The 15,177-nt window shown below is 64.2% G+C and carries 12 protein-coding genes; 7 read left to right on the forward strand and 5 right to left on the reverse strand.

The genetic code is table 11. The annotated features are described in order from the left end of the window. Nucleotides 1-8 precede the first annotated feature (8 nt). Nucleotides 9-1,205 (reverse strand): acyltransferase family protein, encoded by a 1,197-nt coding sequence (locus ABIB78_RS08775; RefSeq protein WP_429023691.1) that lies wholly within the window; start codon nucleotides 1,203-1,205, stop codon nucleotides 9-11. A gap of 276 nt (nucleotides 1,206-1,481) precedes the next feature. Here ABIB78_RS08775 and ABIB78_RS08780 point away from each other — a divergent pair, with 276 nt between their 5' ends. Both ABIB78_RS08780 and ABIB78_RS08785 read left to right on the forward strand, forming a co-directional pair. Then, entirely contained in the window at nucleotides 1,482-2,171 is a 690-nt protein-coding gene (locus ABIB78_RS08780; protein ID WP_429023693.1) for a L,D-transpeptidase, read from the forward strand. A gap of 192 nt (nucleotides 2,172-2,363) precedes the next feature. Continuing rightward, nucleotides 2,364-3,932, forward strand: a complete 1,569-nt coding sequence (locus ABIB78_RS08785) for a DUF4403 family protein (RefSeq protein ID WP_429023694.1) — start codon at nucleotides 2,364-2,366, stop codon at nucleotides 3,930-3,932. Between the two features lie 50 nt (nucleotides 3,933-3,982). Here ABIB78_RS08785 and ABIB78_RS08790 read toward each other — a convergent pair whose 3' ends face one another. The 3 genes from ABIB78_RS08790 to ABIB78_RS08800 all read right to left on the reverse strand — a co-directional run bounded on the left by ABIB78_RS08790 (nucleotide 3,983) and on the right by ABIB78_RS08800 (nucleotide 6,474). Further along, a complete protein-coding gene (locus tag ABIB78_RS08790) occupies nucleotides 3,983-5,215 on the reverse strand; it encodes an HlyD family secretion protein (RefSeq protein WP_429023696.1) in 1,233 nt (410 codons plus the stop codon). Then, nucleotides 5,208-5,663, reverse strand: a complete 456-nt coding sequence (locus tag ABIB78_RS08795; RefSeq protein ID WP_429023698.1) for a hypothetical protein — start codon at nucleotides 5,661-5,663, stop codon at nucleotides 5,208-5,210. The genes ABIB78_RS08790 and ABIB78_RS08795 overlap by 8 nt, the downstream gene beginning before the upstream one ends. A gap of 181 nt (nucleotides 5,664-5,844) precedes the next feature. Continuing rightward, nucleotides 5,845-6,474 carry a hypothetical protein gene (locus ABIB78_RS08800; protein WP_429023700.1) on the reverse strand — a complete coding sequence of 210 codons (630 nt, stop codon included), beginning with the start codon at nucleotides 6,472-6,474 and terminating at the stop codon, nucleotides 5,845-5,847. Between the two features lie 68 nt (nucleotides 6,475-6,542). On the opposite strand from ABIB78_RS08800, the gene ABIB78_RS08805 reads away from it, so the two are divergent. Next, on the forward strand, nucleotides 6,543-7,757 hold the full coding sequence (locus tag ABIB78_RS08805) for an ABC transporter substrate-binding protein (RefSeq protein ID WP_429023702.1): 1,215 nt from the start codon (nucleotides 6,543-6,545) through the stop codon (nucleotides 7,755-7,757). 288 nt (nucleotides 7,758-8,045) lie between these two features. Here the strand turns inward: ABIB78_RS08805 and ABIB78_RS08810 are convergent, their stop codons facing one another. Continuing rightward, nucleotides 8,046-8,261, reverse strand: coding sequence for a dodecin family protein (locus ABIB78_RS08810; RefSeq protein WP_076865646.1), 216 nt, complete (start codon nucleotides 8,259-8,261; stop codon nucleotides 8,046-8,048). Nucleotides 8,262-9,159: 898 nt separating this feature from the next. Between ABIB78_RS08810 and ABIB78_RS08815 the strand changes: the two genes are divergently transcribed. The 4 genes from ABIB78_RS08815 to ABIB78_RS08830 all read left to right on the forward strand — a co-directional run bounded on the left by ABIB78_RS08815 (nucleotide 9,160) and on the right by ABIB78_RS08830 (nucleotide 15,090). After that, on the forward strand, nucleotides 9,160-10,221 hold the full coding sequence (locus tag ABIB78_RS08815) for an HlyD family secretion protein (RefSeq protein WP_429023704.1): 1,062 nt from the start codon (nucleotides 9,160-9,162) through the stop codon (nucleotides 10,219-10,221). Then, entirely contained in the window at nucleotides 10,218-12,560 is a 2,343-nt protein-coding gene (locus tag ABIB78_RS08820; RefSeq protein ID WP_429023706.1) for an ABC transporter permease, read from the forward strand. The genes ABIB78_RS08815 and ABIB78_RS08820 overlap by 4 nt, the downstream gene beginning before the upstream one ends. Next, nucleotides 12,535-13,515: an HlyD family secretion protein gene (locus ABIB78_RS08825; protein WP_429023708.1), complete on the forward strand. Its 981-nt coding sequence runs from the start codon at nucleotides 12,535-12,537 to the stop codon at nucleotides 13,513-13,515. Before ABIB78_RS08820 ends, ABIB78_RS08825 begins: the two co-directional genes overlap by 26 nt. Before the next feature lie 177 nt (nucleotides 13,516-13,692). After that, nucleotides 13,693-15,090, forward strand: coding sequence for a glycerophosphodiester phosphodiesterase family protein (locus ABIB78_RS08830; RefSeq protein ID WP_429023710.1), 1,398 nt, complete (start codon nucleotides 13,693-13,695; stop codon nucleotides 15,088-15,090). Nucleotides 15,091-15,177: the final 87 nt, after the last annotated feature.

A 15,177-nucleotide genomic window follows, 5' to 3' on the forward strand; every position in this document is an offset into this window, starting at 1 on the left:
GCTTCTCGTCAGGAAGATCGCTTGCTCCGGCTGCCGCTCACGGTCACGGCCAGCGGCCCGATCCCCTCAGGCATTCCGACCATATCCTCCGGCTCGAGGCGCTTGCGCGCCACGAACGAAAAGCGGCTGCGCAGCTTCAGGATCGGCTTCTCGATCCAGTGCCAGGAGAGCGCCGCGAACATCGTGATCAGCACGAGCGCGACGGCAAACTGAACAACCAGCGAAGCGTTCGGCAGCCACACCTTCACCACCTGCTGCATCGGAAAGCCGTACAGATAGATCCCGTAGGAATAGTCGCCCCTAGAGAACAGAGGCAGCCGCGGCAGCTTCGATACGCCGAGGAACACGGTGACATAGACCAGCGCCGGAGCAATGACGGCATTGAGGACGGGCTGGGTGATCCAGGCTGCCGGCCCGAGCAATGCGGCTCCGAGGCAGAGCACGCAGCAGGCGGCGAGAATGCGCCCGTCATAGGGAATGCGGTCGCGGTAAAGGTAGATTGCGATCCCGAGCAGGCAGGCGACCGGCAGTTTTGCACCGCGCCCGAGGAACAGCGCCGTGCTGAAGATCTTGTCATGCAGCGTGCCCGCGACGCCGGGAGGGAGTTGTGACGGATTGGCGGCATGCCCCGTGACCTGCACGGCAAAGCCGACGCCCACCAGGACGACAACGCTGAGGACGATCAACGCCGGCTTGCGCAGCAGCCCCATGGTCATGATGACCGCCATCACCGCGTAGCAGGCATATTCGAATGGCACGGTCCACAGCGAACTGTTGACCTCCGGCGCCGGATTGCCGCTGAACACGCCCGGCAGGGTGTAATTGACGAGGCCGACGATGTTCGTAAAATATTTGTAGGTGCCGGCGTTGGTGAAATAGTTCGAGAGCGGCAGCGTCGTGAAGATCGGTCCGAGGATCAGCGCCGAAAGCACGATCTCGACCGCAAGTGCGGGAATGATCCTCATTCCGCGATTGATCAGGAATTCCTTCAGGCTGAGCCGCAACCCGCTTGCGGCGATCAGGAATCCGCTCAGTGCGAAAAACATCACGAGGATCGCAAATTGCGGAAACCAGACGATCCACATCGGATCGGACTCGCCGGCGCCGGTAGCAACATACGGCGTATGTCCCGCGACGACGGAGATCGCGAGCGCAATGCGCAGAAAATCGAACCCCGGACCAAAGCCTTTTTGCTGATCCAGCATGCTCCCGATCGAAGGCGCTGGCATCATTTCCACTCCATTCCGAACCAACGCCTTCGGACAGCAAGCGCCGTGCCAGGATCGATGTCTTCGGATGGGACAGCCCTCCCCGGCAACCCGCCCTTAACCGTGCGACGAAACACGCACGAAACAATTCCCTAACGGCACGAAACCATTTTGGCGGTTTCGTGCAAACGTCCTGAAACGCCTCACCTGTACTGGTTTGACCCAACGACGCGCCGGAACTGGCGCGCAGGGCGCAAACAACAGGGGTCGACAATGTTCAATTCCATCAAGCTGAACGCACGTCTCGCTGCCGCCGCCTTCGGTGCGCTGGCGATTGGCACCGTCGCTTTCTCGAACTCCGCCGCGGCCGCTCCGCTGCCGATGTTCCCGTTCATCCTGACGCCGCCGACCGAGGCGGTGCAGCCGCCGGCGCAGTCGATGCCGCAGGCGCAGGAGGAAGACCGTTCCGTTGAATTGCCCGCCCGCCTGCGCCGCCAGGTCGTTGCCTATCCGACGCGCGAGGCGCCCGGCACCATCATCATCGACACCCCGCACACCTATCTCTATCTCGTACTCGGAGGCGGCCAGGCCATCCGCTACGGCATCGGCGTCGGCCGCGACGGCTTCACCTGGTCGGGCACCCAGACCATCACCAAGAAGGCGGAGTGGCCGGATTGGACCCCGCCGCCGGAAATGATCGCCCGCCAGCCCTATCTGCCGCGCCAGATGGCCGGTGGCCCCGGCAACCCGCTCGGCGCCCGCGCCATGTATCTCGGCGGCACCATCTACCGCATCCACGGCACCAATGCGCCGGAGACGATCGGCACCCACGTGTCCTCCGGCTGTCTGCGCCTCACCAATGCGGACGTCACCGACCTCTATTCGCGGGTCAGCGTCGGCACCAAGGTGATCGTGCTGCCGATGACCGACCGCCGTGCCGACCTCGGCTCGGCCGTCCGCTGAGCCCGACACATTCAGACATTAACGACGGCTCCGGCATCAGCCGGGGCCTTCGTTGTGTTCATAATCGTTAACGTCCAGGTGATCTCGGGCGACCGATCCGCTTCCGCCCTCGAAGCAGCTTGATCCCGCCACACTGGCGCCCTCGTCGGGAGGCCTGTACAACCGTCAAGTTGATTTTCATCCGGGGGGACGATGCGTCTACCGATGCATCCAAGGACGATCGCGCTCGGGCTCACGGTGGTGGCGATCTCGTTCGTGATCAGCCTCAAGGCGATGGATTGGCTCGCGCCGAGCGTCACGGTTCAGACGCCGCCGCTCGCACAGTTGCCGCCGTTGCCGCAGGCGCCGCGCTCCTCGACGATCGTGGCGCAGGTCTCCGTCGCGCTATCGGCAATCCGCGACGCCGCCGAACGCGGCGCGCCGAAGACCTTTGGCGGCAAGGCCGACAATCCGGTCCAGCAAGTCCTGCAGAATGCCGACATCGGCTGGACCGCGTCGCGCGGGCCGATCGCGGCCACCGGCGCGCAGGACGTGCTGACGCTGACGACCCCGATCAACGGCACGCTCAAGGTCACCGGATCGCTGTCCGCGAAGGCGACCGGCGCCGTCACCGACGCGCTCGGCAGCCTGCTCGGCGGCAATGTCGCCAAGCAGATCGGCGCCGTGAACATCAAGAACATCAACGCCAACGCCGACATCAAGGGCAGCGTCACCCTGACCGCGCGGCCGAAGCTCGGCGCGTCCTGGCGGATCGAGCCGAACCTGCAGGCGCAGGTCAATCTCGGCGACACCAGCCTGTCGGCGGCCGGCGTCCGCATCAGCGTGCCGGCCCAGGTCAAGCCGGTGATCGACAAGGCGGTCGCCGACCAGATTTCCGCGGTCGAGGAGCGATTGCACAACGATCCGGTGTTCCAGAACAACGCCCGCGCGCAATGGACCAAGGCCTGCCGCTCGATTCCGCTGCAAGGCACCGGCGGCACCGCGTCGATGCCGCCGATGTGGCTCGAGTTGCGGCCGACCCGCGCGATCGCCGCGCAGCCGAAGGTCGATGCGTCCTCGCTGATCCTGACGATGGGGATCGAGGCCGAGACGCGGATCACGGAGACGCAGACCACCCCGAACTGCCCGTTCCCCGACAAGCTCACGATCGTTCCGCCGATGCCGAGCCAGATCTCGGTCGGCCTGCCGGTCGACCTGTCTTTCACCACGCTGACGCAGCTCGTCGAGGCGCAGCTGAAGGGCAAGACCTTCCCCGAGGACGGTTCCGGCCCGGTCGACGTGACCGTCAAGAGCGCCAGCATCGCCGCCTCCGGCGACCGGCTTTTGATTTCGCTGCTGGTGCACGCCAAGGAGAAGAAGAGCTTCTTCGGCTTTGGCGCCGAAGCGACCGTGCACGTCTGGGGCCGGCCGCGGCTCGACCAGCAGGCGCAGACGCTGCGGCTGACCGACGTCGAGTTGGCGGTCGAATCCGAAGCCGCGTTCGGCCTGCTCGGCGCCGCCGCGCGCGCCGCGATCCCGCACATGCAGCAGGCCCTCAACGACCGCCTGGTCGTCGACCTGAAGCCCTTCGCGACCAACGCGCAGCGGAAGATCGCCGCCACCATCGCCGACCTGCAGAAGAACGAGGAAGGCATCCGCGTCGACGCCGACGTCAACAGCATCCGCCTTGCCGGCATCACCTTCGATTCGAAGACGCTCCGGGTGATCGTGGAAACCGACGGCACCATCAAGGCCGCCGTCACCGCGCTGCCGGCGCTTTGAGCCGGATCTTCACGCTTCGGCTGCGGGGCCGATCGCGTCTGGACGGGATTTTAGTGCCCGCTCAGCACCAACGTCTTGATCGGAAGCAGCAGGGCCTGAATCCGCAACAGCATCGCGTGCACAAGCCCGACGGCATCGACGACATGCAACCCGAAGCTCTTGAATGAACCGAGTTTCCCTGACGAGATCAGTTCGTGGTTGCTGGTGTAGGCGTTAGCGACGCAACTGCTGCCGGGCGTCACGCCCTCCAGTCCGCCCTTGTAGATCGGCTCCATGAAAACAAGAATGGTGCCTGGACGCGCCACCTGCTGAGCCTCGATCAGTTGTTCGCCGCCCCTGAACTGGCCCGCCGCGATATAGTCCTGCACATTGGTCACCACCATCGGAATGATCGTCCACGGCTTGGAAATGCAGGTGGCCTCGGCCACCATTCCGACCTTCATGACCTGAGCCTCGATCTGACCAAACCCGGCCATCAGGGCACGCCGTCCCGCACCCTCCGGAATCAGAACACCGGCCGACCGTATCATTGGATTGACGATATCTCCCGGCCTCAGTCCGAACTGCTCGACCCGCCCGTCGACACCGGCGCGAATGAAGGTCTTGTCCAGATCGACCTGCGCTTCGGCCAGCGCCGCTTCTGCGCTTGCCTTCTCCGCCGGCAACAGAGCGCTCAGTCGCGTCGCCGCGGATTGCTTGGACGCGGTCGCAGCGTCGAGAGTGCCCTGGCGACCCGCGGCGGCCACTTCGAGCTTTTCGATGTCGCGTTGCGGAACGATGCCGGGGTTGCGCTTCTGCAATTCGCGTTTGGTGTCGAGTTCGTCCGTTGCCTGCTGCAGCGCGCCTTTCGCCTCCTGAAGCTGGCCTTCCGCCTTCAGGATATCGGCGTCCGCCGCCAGCATGGCGGCATCGACTTCGGCGATCTTGCGCCTGGCTGTCAGCAGCGCTGCTTCCTGCTTGGCGCTGTCGAGTCTGAAAAGCACGTCACCTTGCTTGACGGCCGCGCTGACATCGACGTGAACCTCCGCGACCCGGCCGGCGACTTCGGGCACAATCGGAATAGTGCGATAGTACAACGTCGCCGACGTGGTCGACGGATGAAAGTAGAAGATCATCGTGATCAAAGCGACCGTCAGCATGAGACAGGTCACGATGCCCCATCTCAGTTCGAACCACACCGAGTAGAGCGTGATCTCATGGCCGAACCGTTTTCCCTGCCGATAGCGGCGATAGAGATAATCCGGAAAGATCGTCACCAGCGAACAAAGCAGCACCTCAAGCATGGCCCTGCGCCCCATTCTTGGCGGCGCCGATGTTGGACGCGTCATCGGTTGGGGCGGCGGGAGCGGCAGCTTGGTGCGGTGCCTCGGTCGGATCGTCCGGGGGCGGAACGCCGGCCATCTTCTCGACCGATCCCGCGATCCGGCGCAGTGGCGTGCTGAAGTCCGGCAGATCGACCATCGCCAGCAGCAGGCCGGCGACCCAGAATAAGTGGACATGGGTGAACAGCGCCAACAGGCCCAACACCGCCACGATCTCGAATTGCAGCTTTTGCGACTTGTGCGCCATCCGTTCGGGCAGCGTATGCAAATGCAGATAGAGATTGCCGACCACCAGGACTGCGGCAATCAGCAAGATGCCGACCATCACCATCAAGACATCGGTATCGCCCGGAGCCGTGATGAAGCCTGGCAGGTGATGTGGCGCACTTGGATGAAGTGAGTCGCTCACTGGCTGCTCCATCCCAAAAGGCAGAGGCGGTGAAATTGGGCCGACGCCGGCGTCGGCCGAGAGTTCCATCCTTGCACAACGCTGGAGCTTGGCAAGCCCAGGGTTGCCTCAAGTGTCTGGTGCAACGCGTCTGGTGCAACGCATCAAGGCCAGTCGTGCACACGACCGTTCGCGCGAAGGCTCAATTCCGATTGCCGTCGAAGGCCTGGCCCAGCCGCTCCACTTCAAGGCTGGCGCAAAACAGCGCGAACAGACATCCGATCAGCAGTATTCCCCGGCGGACCACCAGCGGAAGGTCGATGTCCCGCCCCAACTCCGGAAGGTGCCTGAACACAATGACGGAGAACAGAGCGCTGCCAAACACAAAGCTGAGGCGGCCGAAAAACAGCAACACATGATACAGCATCATGTTCGGACGCCGAAACGGAATCGGGACGCGGCGCAACCGGTACCAGAACGCAATCTGCATAATGCAGAGGATGCCGAGCGTCATGAGGTCAGCAGCATCGTCATGCGGGAGTTGTCGTCCCGGGCTCACGACCACCTGCCCGAATTCGGGCAATTGCTGACAGACGAAAACAACGACGCCGACGATCTGGACCGCAAGCAGCGGCAGGTAGACGGGGACGTTCCAACGGCTGCTCGTCTGCATCGAAAAATACTGATGGTTCGGGGATACCCGACGTAAGAGGGCTGTTCGCGCCGCGCTCTCGATCAGCTCTGTACAGGAGAACCGGGCCGGTGTCTGCGATTGCGGCTGCGGATCGTCGATCCACGGGGCGCCATGCCCAAAAAGTCGTCTTTGCGACACCTTGCCGCACCGGATAGAAGGTGCCCCGTGGAAGCAACCCCCAAAGCAATAATCAGGGAGAGAACACGATGAAATCGCTCTTGGCCGCAGCGGCGGCCGGCCTCGCGCTTGCGGCCTCCGGCACCGCAGCCACCGCCCAGATCTCCGACGACGTCGTCAAGCTCGGCGTGCTCACCGACATGTCGAGCCTCTATGCGGACGCCACCGGCAAGGGCTCGGTCGCCGCCGTCGAGATGGCGGTCGCCGATTACGGCGGCAAGGTCAAGGGCAAGCCGATCCAGGTCGTCGTGGCCGATCACCAGAACAAGCCTGACGTCGGCGTCAGCATCGCGCGCAACTGGTACGACAACGACAAGGTCGACGCGATCCTCGACGTGCCCACCTCGTCGGTCGCGCTGCCGATCTCGGCGCTGACGCGCGAGAAGAACAAGATCAACATCAACTCCGGCGGCGGCTCATCCGACATCACCGGCACCGCCTGCTCGCCCAACACCGTCCATTGGACCTACGACACCTACGCGCTGTCGAACGTGGCCGGCAAGGCGATGGTCAAGCGCGGCGACGACACCTGGTTCTTCGTCACCGCCGACTACGCCTTCGGCATGGCGCTGGAGCGCGACGCCGCCAACGTCGTCAAGGAGACCGGCGGCAAGGTGCTCGGCGACGTGCGTCACCCCCTCAACTCGTCGGACTTCTCGTCCTTCCTGCTGCAGGCACAAGCCTCCAAGGCCAAGGTCGTGGCGCTGGCGGATGCCGGCGGTGACACCACCAACGCGCTGAAGCAGGCCGCCGAGTTCGGCCTGACCCAGGGCGGCCAGAAACTGATCGCGCTGCTGATGGAAATCACCGACACCCATGCACTGGGCCTGAAGGCGACACAGGGCCTGATCGTCACCGACGCGTTCTACTGGGACATGAACGACGAGACCCGCGCCTTCTCGAAGCGCTTCAACGAGAAGGTCGGCCACATGCCGACCATGATTCAGGCCGGCCTCTATTCGGCAACCATGCATTACCTGAAGGCGATCGAGGCCATCGGCACCGACGAGGCGCCGAAGGTGATGGAGCAGATGCGCAAGACGCCGGTCAACGACTTCTTCGCCAAGAACGGCCATATCCGCATCGACGGCCGCATGGTGCACGACATGTACCTGTTCGAGACCAAGAAGCCCGAGGAATCCAAGGGCGAGTGGGATCTCTACAAGCTGATCGCCACCGTGCCCGGCGACGAAGCCTTCCGCCCACTCGACAAGGGCGGCTGCCCCTTGGTGAAGTCGAACTAGCCCCGTTCGCCACGTGTCGCGCTCTTCGTGGGGAGAGACCCCTCGCCCGCGTCGCATCCTTCGATGCACCTCTCCCGCAAGCGGGAGGGGTGCATCGAAGCTGTCGCCAGACCGGTCAATCTGACTCCCACTTGGTCGCGCCTTAGAGCGTTTTCGAGCGAAATGGACAGCGATTCGCGTGAAGAAAACGCGCATCAAAGCACAAACTAGAGCTTCGGTTCTGGTTCGATCAGAATCGAAATTGCTCTAGGCGCCATCGCGAATTCGTGGGGGCGGCTTTGCGCGCGCTTACGAACCTTCGAACTTGAATGAGACTTTCAACTTGGCACGGTAAGCTTCGACCTTGCCCGCGGCGTCCAGTTGCAGATCGAGCTCAACGACCTCGGCGACCCGCAAATCGCGCAGGGACTCTCCGGCCCTGCTGACCGCCGCCGCGGCCGCCTTTTCCCAGGAGTCCTTGCTGGTACCGATCAGCTCGATAACCTTGTAGACGCTCTCAGCCATGTCGTCCTCCCGTTGTTGTCACGCAGGACGCAAACGCTCCTGCCGCGATCAACCTAACATCGGGATTTCCGGGCTGATAGGATGCGCCGCACCAATCAGCGTGCAGGGTGGCGCGCCAGCACCGTGTACAACTTCGACCACGCGATCACCCGGATCGCGCAATCGATCTCCTCCGTTTTTGGAAGCACTGGCTCTATCGGCCGACACGACGTGAACGGTGGCGCGGCACATGAACGATGCCGATGCCGCTCTCCTGGGCCTGAAGCGCCTGCAGCACCGCCGGCGGCTCCAGCACCAGCCTCGCCGCCGGCGTCGGCGCCCCGTTGTTGAGCACGTCGCGATAGGGATAGAGCGCCTGGTAAGCGGCCGGCTCGGAGATCGCGGCCTGGGCCGAGGCCGCCGTCGCCGTGATGGCCGACAGCGCCGCAGCCAGCGCGATGGTTTTGAACGTTCCGGCGACGTGGGGAAATCCTTGTAGTCATAATCCTTGTAGTCATGGTAACGCTCCGGCGATTTACATCGCATACGATTAATTCGCTCGCGCCTGATAAAGTCACAGCACGACCGGTCTTCAAGTATCCCGATTTAATCGGATGCGATTTATTCGGGCGCAGGGCTTCAAATGTCCGTGTGATCCGCGATGCCATGCCCGGCCGGCAAGGCCGGCCTGTTCGCACAGCGCGGCCGACGCCCGGGTCGCGTCAGCCGGCGCGCTGGCGATCGCATGTGCAGACCGATGCGAAACATCGGAACGAGATGGCCTCGGCAGCGCCGGATGCGCGTGCTTTCGAACCGGTCAAATTCGAGCAAGATCGGACACGCGGCCGAGGTTGGCAGGGTTTAACATCCACGCCATAGTGAACGACTATCCTGGTCATGAGCCAATGTGGGGTCAGCTATGGACGGGTCACCTTCAGGTAACGAGAACCGAAGCACGTCGGAACCGCCACAAGCCGCGCGCCAGCAGAATGCGCCCGCTGCAACACGCACACCGGCCATCATCGTCGGCATCGTTGCAGCGGTCGTCGCCGGGCTGTCCGCGTACTACCTGCTGCGGCCGGAGCCGCTGCTCGTGCAGGGCGAGGTCGATGCGACGCGGCTCGACATCGCCGCGCGCGTCGACGGCCGGGTGAAGGAAATCCCTGTCGAACGCGGTCAAGACGTCGCTACGGGCGCGGTGCTGGTGCGGATCGACAATCCCGAAACACTGGCGAAGCAAGAGCAAATGAAGGCGGCCAAGGTCGTCGCCGAAGCGCAACTCGCCAACGTGATGGTCGGAACGCGCGTCGAAACCGTCGCTGCGCGCAAGGCGGAGATGGAGCGCGCCGAAGCCGCGCTGGTGCTGGCGCAGAAGACGTTTGATCGAGCCAAGACCTTGACCGAGCAGGGCAACGCTCCGCAAGCCCGCCTCGACCAGACCACCGACGCGCTGCACGAGGCCGAACGCGGGCTCGATCAGGCCAAGTCCGCCTATGAGCAGGCGGTCAACGGCTACACCAAGGAAGAGCGCGCGATCGCCAAGGCCAATGTCGAGAAGTCCGAAGCGGACATTCAGAGTGTCCAGTCGATCATCGATCAGCTCGCGGTCTACGCCCCGGTCGCCTCGCAGATCTATCAGCGCAATGTCGAGCCGGGCGAATATGTCTCGCCGGGCGTGCCGCTGGTGACCCTGATCGATCTGGCCGATCTGTGGGTCCACTTCGACCTGCGCGAGGATCTGGTCAAGGGTCTGAAGGTCGGCGACAAGTTCGACGTCCGCATTCCGGCGCTCGACGACCGTCATGTCACGGTCGAGGTCAAGCTGATCGCAACCAAGGGCGAATATGCGAGCTGGCGCGCCACGCGCGCCACCGGCGATTTCGACTTACGGACATTCTCGATCCGCGCCTACCCGGTTCAGCCGGTGCCCGAACTACGGCCGGGAATGAGCGCCTATCTCGACTGGCGGTCGCGCCAATGAGGCTGGCGTCGAAGCCCGGATTTTGGCTGGTCGCGCAGCGCGAGTTCCAGTGGCTGTTCGGCGATCGCGTTGCGCTGCTCCTGATCTTCGGCGTTCCCTTGTTCGCGTTCGTGGTGCTCACCACCGTGTTCAGCCAGCCGGTGATCCGCGGGCTCGGCGTGACGATCGTCGACGCCGACAAGTCGGATGCCTCGCGCGCGCTGGCGCAGCGTGTCGCGGCGTCCCCAAGCCTGAAAATCGTGGACGACCCCGGTTCGCTGTCGGCCGCCGTGCAGGACATCCGGTCCGGCAGGGCGATTTCGGCGATCTTTGTTCCGCCGAATTTCGAGCGCGACCTGAAGGCCGATCGCCGCCCGCAGGTCGTCGGCTTCTACAACCAGCAATTCCTGACGGCGGCCGGCATCGCGTCCTCGGGGCTGAACGATGCACTGACTGCCGCGGCGAACACGGCCGCTCCGGCCAAGCGCGCGGCACCGGCGCCGGCCTCCATGGGCACGCTGAGCGCGGAGACCATTGCATTGGTCAACCCGCAGAAGAACTACGCGCAATTCCTGTTGCGCGCGCTGCTGCCGACCATCATCCATGTCGTGATCACGCTCGCCGCGGGCTATTCGGTCGGCTCCGAATTCCGCCGCCGCAACGCCCGCGAGTGGCTCGCAAGCGCCGGCGGCGATCCGGTCGCCGCACTGGCCGGCAAGCTGGCGCCGCTGTTCTGCATCTTCGTCGTGATCATGCTGGCACAGACGTTCGTGCTGCAGGGCGTCCTGCAGATACCCTTCAAGGGCGACGCGCTGCTGATGATCGCCGCCGGTTCACTCCTGATCATCGCCTATCTGTCGATCGGCGCGCTCTTGCAGCTTCTGGTCGGCGACCTCGCAACGGGGTTGGGACTTGCCGGCCTGATCGCCTCCCCCGCGTTCGGTTATGCCGGCGTCGGCTTTCCGACCATCGGCATGAATACGTTTGCGCAGGTCTGGAGCGCGATCCTGCCGCTGCGCTGGTACATGGCGGTGCTGATGGGCCAGGCGGCGCGCGGACTGCCGGTATCGGAATCCGCGATTCCCTTCGCCGCGCTCGCCGGCCTCACACTGCTGTTTGCCGGCCTCGCATGGCTGCGCATGGCAAGCCTCACGCGCAGGGGCTGGTTCGAGATCGCGCGGCCTGCCGATCCGCCGGTCAGCGAGCGGACACCGCCGGGCATCGGCGGCGCCTTCATGGCGGAGTGGCGGCGCGTGCTCGGAACCCGCAGCGCCTTCACCCTGCTGTTCCTGGCTCCCCTGATCTACGGCATCTACTATCCGCAACCCTATCTGAACCAGATCCTGCGCAAGCTTCCGATCGCGGTCGTCGACGATGATCTGAGCGATCTCTCCCGGCAGATCGTCGAGACGCTCGATGCCAGCGGCACATTGAGCGTGACAGTTCGCGCCCGCACGCTTGCGGAGGCGCGCACCGCGATCGATCGCGGCGATGCGTTTGCCGCGGTCCAGATTCCGCCCGGCGCGGAGCGCGACGTGCTGAAGGGAGTTACCGCTCATATTCCGGTCTACGCCGACGCCACCTACCTGTTCGTCTTCAGATCGACCGCAAGCAGCGTCGCAACCGCGATCGGCACATTAACGTCGGAGCTGGTTTCGCGGGGTGGCCGCTCCGACGGAAGTCTCGTCAAGGCGAAGCTGGCGAGCCTCAGCCCGGCCAACCTGCTGCTGCAGCCGATCTTCAATCCGGTCGGCGGCTATGCGAGCTACATCGTCCCGGCGGCGTTCATCCTGATCCTGCAACAGACGCTCCTGATCGGAGCGGCGATGTTGACCGGCACGGCGCTGGCGAGTCCCGGCGGCGCATTCGCGGGCGTGTTCGGGCGCGGCATTGCTCATCTGACCATCTATTTGCCGGCGCTCGCGCTCTACCTGATCGTGCTGCCGCGCGTCTATGGTTTTTCGGCGCTCGGGCATTTGCCGCAGCTCTTCGCGCTCGCGACCGTCTTCGTACTGGCGACGAGCTTCCTGGGACAGGCGATCGGCGCCTGGTTCACGCGACCGGAAAACGCCACCATCCTGCTGCTGGCCACCAGCCTGCCGCAGTTCTTCACCGCCGGTTTCGCATGGCCGCGCGAGGCAATTCCCGCCGCAGCCACCGCACTGGGACGGCTGTTTCCGGCCGACTCCGCCATCGATGGGATCGTGCGCATCAACCAGCTGGGCGCCAGCATCTGGGAGGTCGGACACGACTGGCTCTGGCTGTGGTGTCTTGCAATCGGCTATTTCGCACTTGCCGTCGTCTCCGCGCTGCTGCTCAAGGGAGGACGGCAACATGCCCAAGAATATGCCCAAGGCTAGGCGCATCGCCATGATTGCGGTTCCGCTGGTGCTCGTCGCGGGCGCGCTGATCTATTCCGAGAACCGCGCCAGGTCGGCGCCCGCGATCGTCGGCGTCGTACGGTCGACCGAGGTCCGGATCGAGCCGGAAGTGAACGGCCAGCTGCTGTCGATCGCAGTGGGGAAAGGTGCCCAGGTACGCGCCGGCGATGTCCTCGCCAGGCTCTCCGCAGTTGAACTGACCGCGCAGGCCGACCAGGCGCGGGCTGCGCTCGCCTCCGCGGTGGCGAGCCGCAACAATGTCTATGCCGGCGTTCGCCGCGAGCAGGTCGATTCGCTGAAGGCGGCAATCTCCAAGGCCAACTCGCGCCTCGAATATGTGGAGACCCAGCTCAAGAGGATCAGCACATTGGCGAGCCAGAGCTTTGAAACACAGCAGGCACTGGATCAGGCCGAGAATGACGTCGCCGCGGCACGCGCCGGCGAGGCGGCGGCCCAGGCGAACTACGACGCCGCGGTGGCGGGTCCGACCAAGGAGGAACGGGCCATCGCCGACGCGCAGGTGCAGGCCGCCGCGGCCGCCGTCACGGTGCTCGAGCGCCGGCTCGACAAGATGGTCCTGCGTGCGCCGGTCGACGGCATGGTCAGCGTCGTTGCCGCGGAGGTAGGCGAGAACATTCGCGCAGGTCAGCCGATTCTCGCGATCGAGGCCGCCGGCAAGCAATGGCTCTCGTTCAACGTACGCGAGGACCATCTCAACGGTCTTGCCATCGGAAAGACCGTGAACGTGATACGGAATGCGGCGGGCGGCGCGACCAAGGCGCAGGTCAGCGAGCTGCGGCCGCTTGGGGTCTTCGCCACCTGGCAGGCCGAGCGCGTGATCGGCGATCATGATCGCAATACGCTGCGTCTGCGCCTCGACCCTGAGGCCACAGCTGGTCTCGAGCCCGGCATGACCGTCCAGATCGAACATTAAAGGGCGCGACGCTCGGTCGCCGCCCCGGGGCATCTTGGAGGCTTTTGTCGGCCCGCTCCGCCTAACGGTCATCCGACTGTCAGCAGATTGCGACAAGAAGACAACAGCGTCGGCCTTTTTCGGATCGACGCTTCCGGGCATTCGGCCCGATACGACACAAGAGAGGGAGGCTTGACCGTGAAGCACATTCGTTCACGACGGAAGGGACATGTTGCAGCGATGCTGCTCGGTGCGGCGGCCTTGGCGGTCCACCTGCCGTCGATGGCATCAGCGCAAACCGGCTCGGCGCCGGCCGGCGCCAAGCCCTTCCTGACCGTCGACGGAAAGCAGCCACTTGTGATAGGGCATCGCGGCGTGCCGGGCCTGGTGCCCGAGGAGACCGAGGCATCGTACGAGCTGGCCGCCGATCTCGGAACGGACGCGCTCGAAGAGGACCTGCACCTGACCAAGGATTGCGTGCTGGTGGCACGTCACAATCCTTGGCTGAGCGACAACACCAACGTTGCCGAGGTGGCGAAGACCAATGCCGCGGTTGCGGCCCGCAAGCGCACGGTGCCGGGCGTTCTCGTCAAGGTGAAATGGGCGCAAACTCCCGCCGGCGGGCCGGCTGCATACCCCACCGACCTCGTTGATCCGGCCGACCCAAAATCGGTGCTGAAAGCGCTGATCGTCGACGGCGACGACCATACCAATGATTGGTCGATCACGGATTTCACCATGGCCGAGCTGAAGACCTGGATCGCCGGCACCACCTATGATGCGGCCAATGAGCGACCCAAGCTGTTCAACGGCAAGTTTCCGATCGTCAGTTTCCAGGAAATCATCGATATCGCCAAGGCCAAGAGCAAGGCGACGGGACGTTCGATCGCGGTCTATCCCGAAACCAAGAATCCGACCTGGAACAATGCCCAGGCCATCGCCAACGGCTGCGGCGCGCCCGGCAGCCACCCGCTCGAGGATGCCCTGATCAAGATCATCAACGACAACGGCCTCAACGCGAAGGACGCTCCCATCATCGTGCAGAGCTTTGAGCCCGGCAGCCTGAAATATATGCGCAGCCGCGGATTGGAAACGCGGCAGGTCCAGCTCATCGACGGCAACGGCGTCGACTTCAAGACCGGCAAGGTCCTGCTCAACAACATCGCCAATTCCCGTCCGTACGACTGGACGGTTGCCGGTGACTCCCGCACCTTCGATGCGATGCTGACACCCGAAGGCCTCGCGGAGATCAAGACCTATGCCGACGGCATCGGTCCGTGGAAGGCCTATATCGTGCCGTTCAAGGTCTCACCCTGGAAGGACAGCAACGCCGACGGCAAGCCCACCAAGGGATCGACGGCGGAGGCCACAACCCAGGACGCAACCAGCGTCATTGCCGATGCGCACAAGCTCGGCCTGTTCGTGCATGTCTTCACGTTCCGGAACGAGAAGAAATACCTGGCCGCCGACTATCGCGGCGATCCCAGCCTGGAATATCTGAAATTTTTCCGTCTCGGCGTGGATGGGGTTTTCACGGATTTCACCCACACCGGTATTGCCGCCCGCGCCAGCTATCTGCGTGAACTGGGCTGGTGACGCCGGCGACGCAAAACGAGCCGGGCGCAGGCTTGCGCAAGCCGGATTTCGTGCTCGGCATAACAAGGCGAGCCCGGCATCGCCGGG

Origin of the sequence: Bradyrhizobium sp. I1.14.4, assembly GCF_050435825.1 — a bacterium.
Taxonomy (GTDB): domain Bacteria; phylum Pseudomonadota; class Alphaproteobacteria; order Rhizobiales; family Xanthobacteraceae; genus Bradyrhizobium.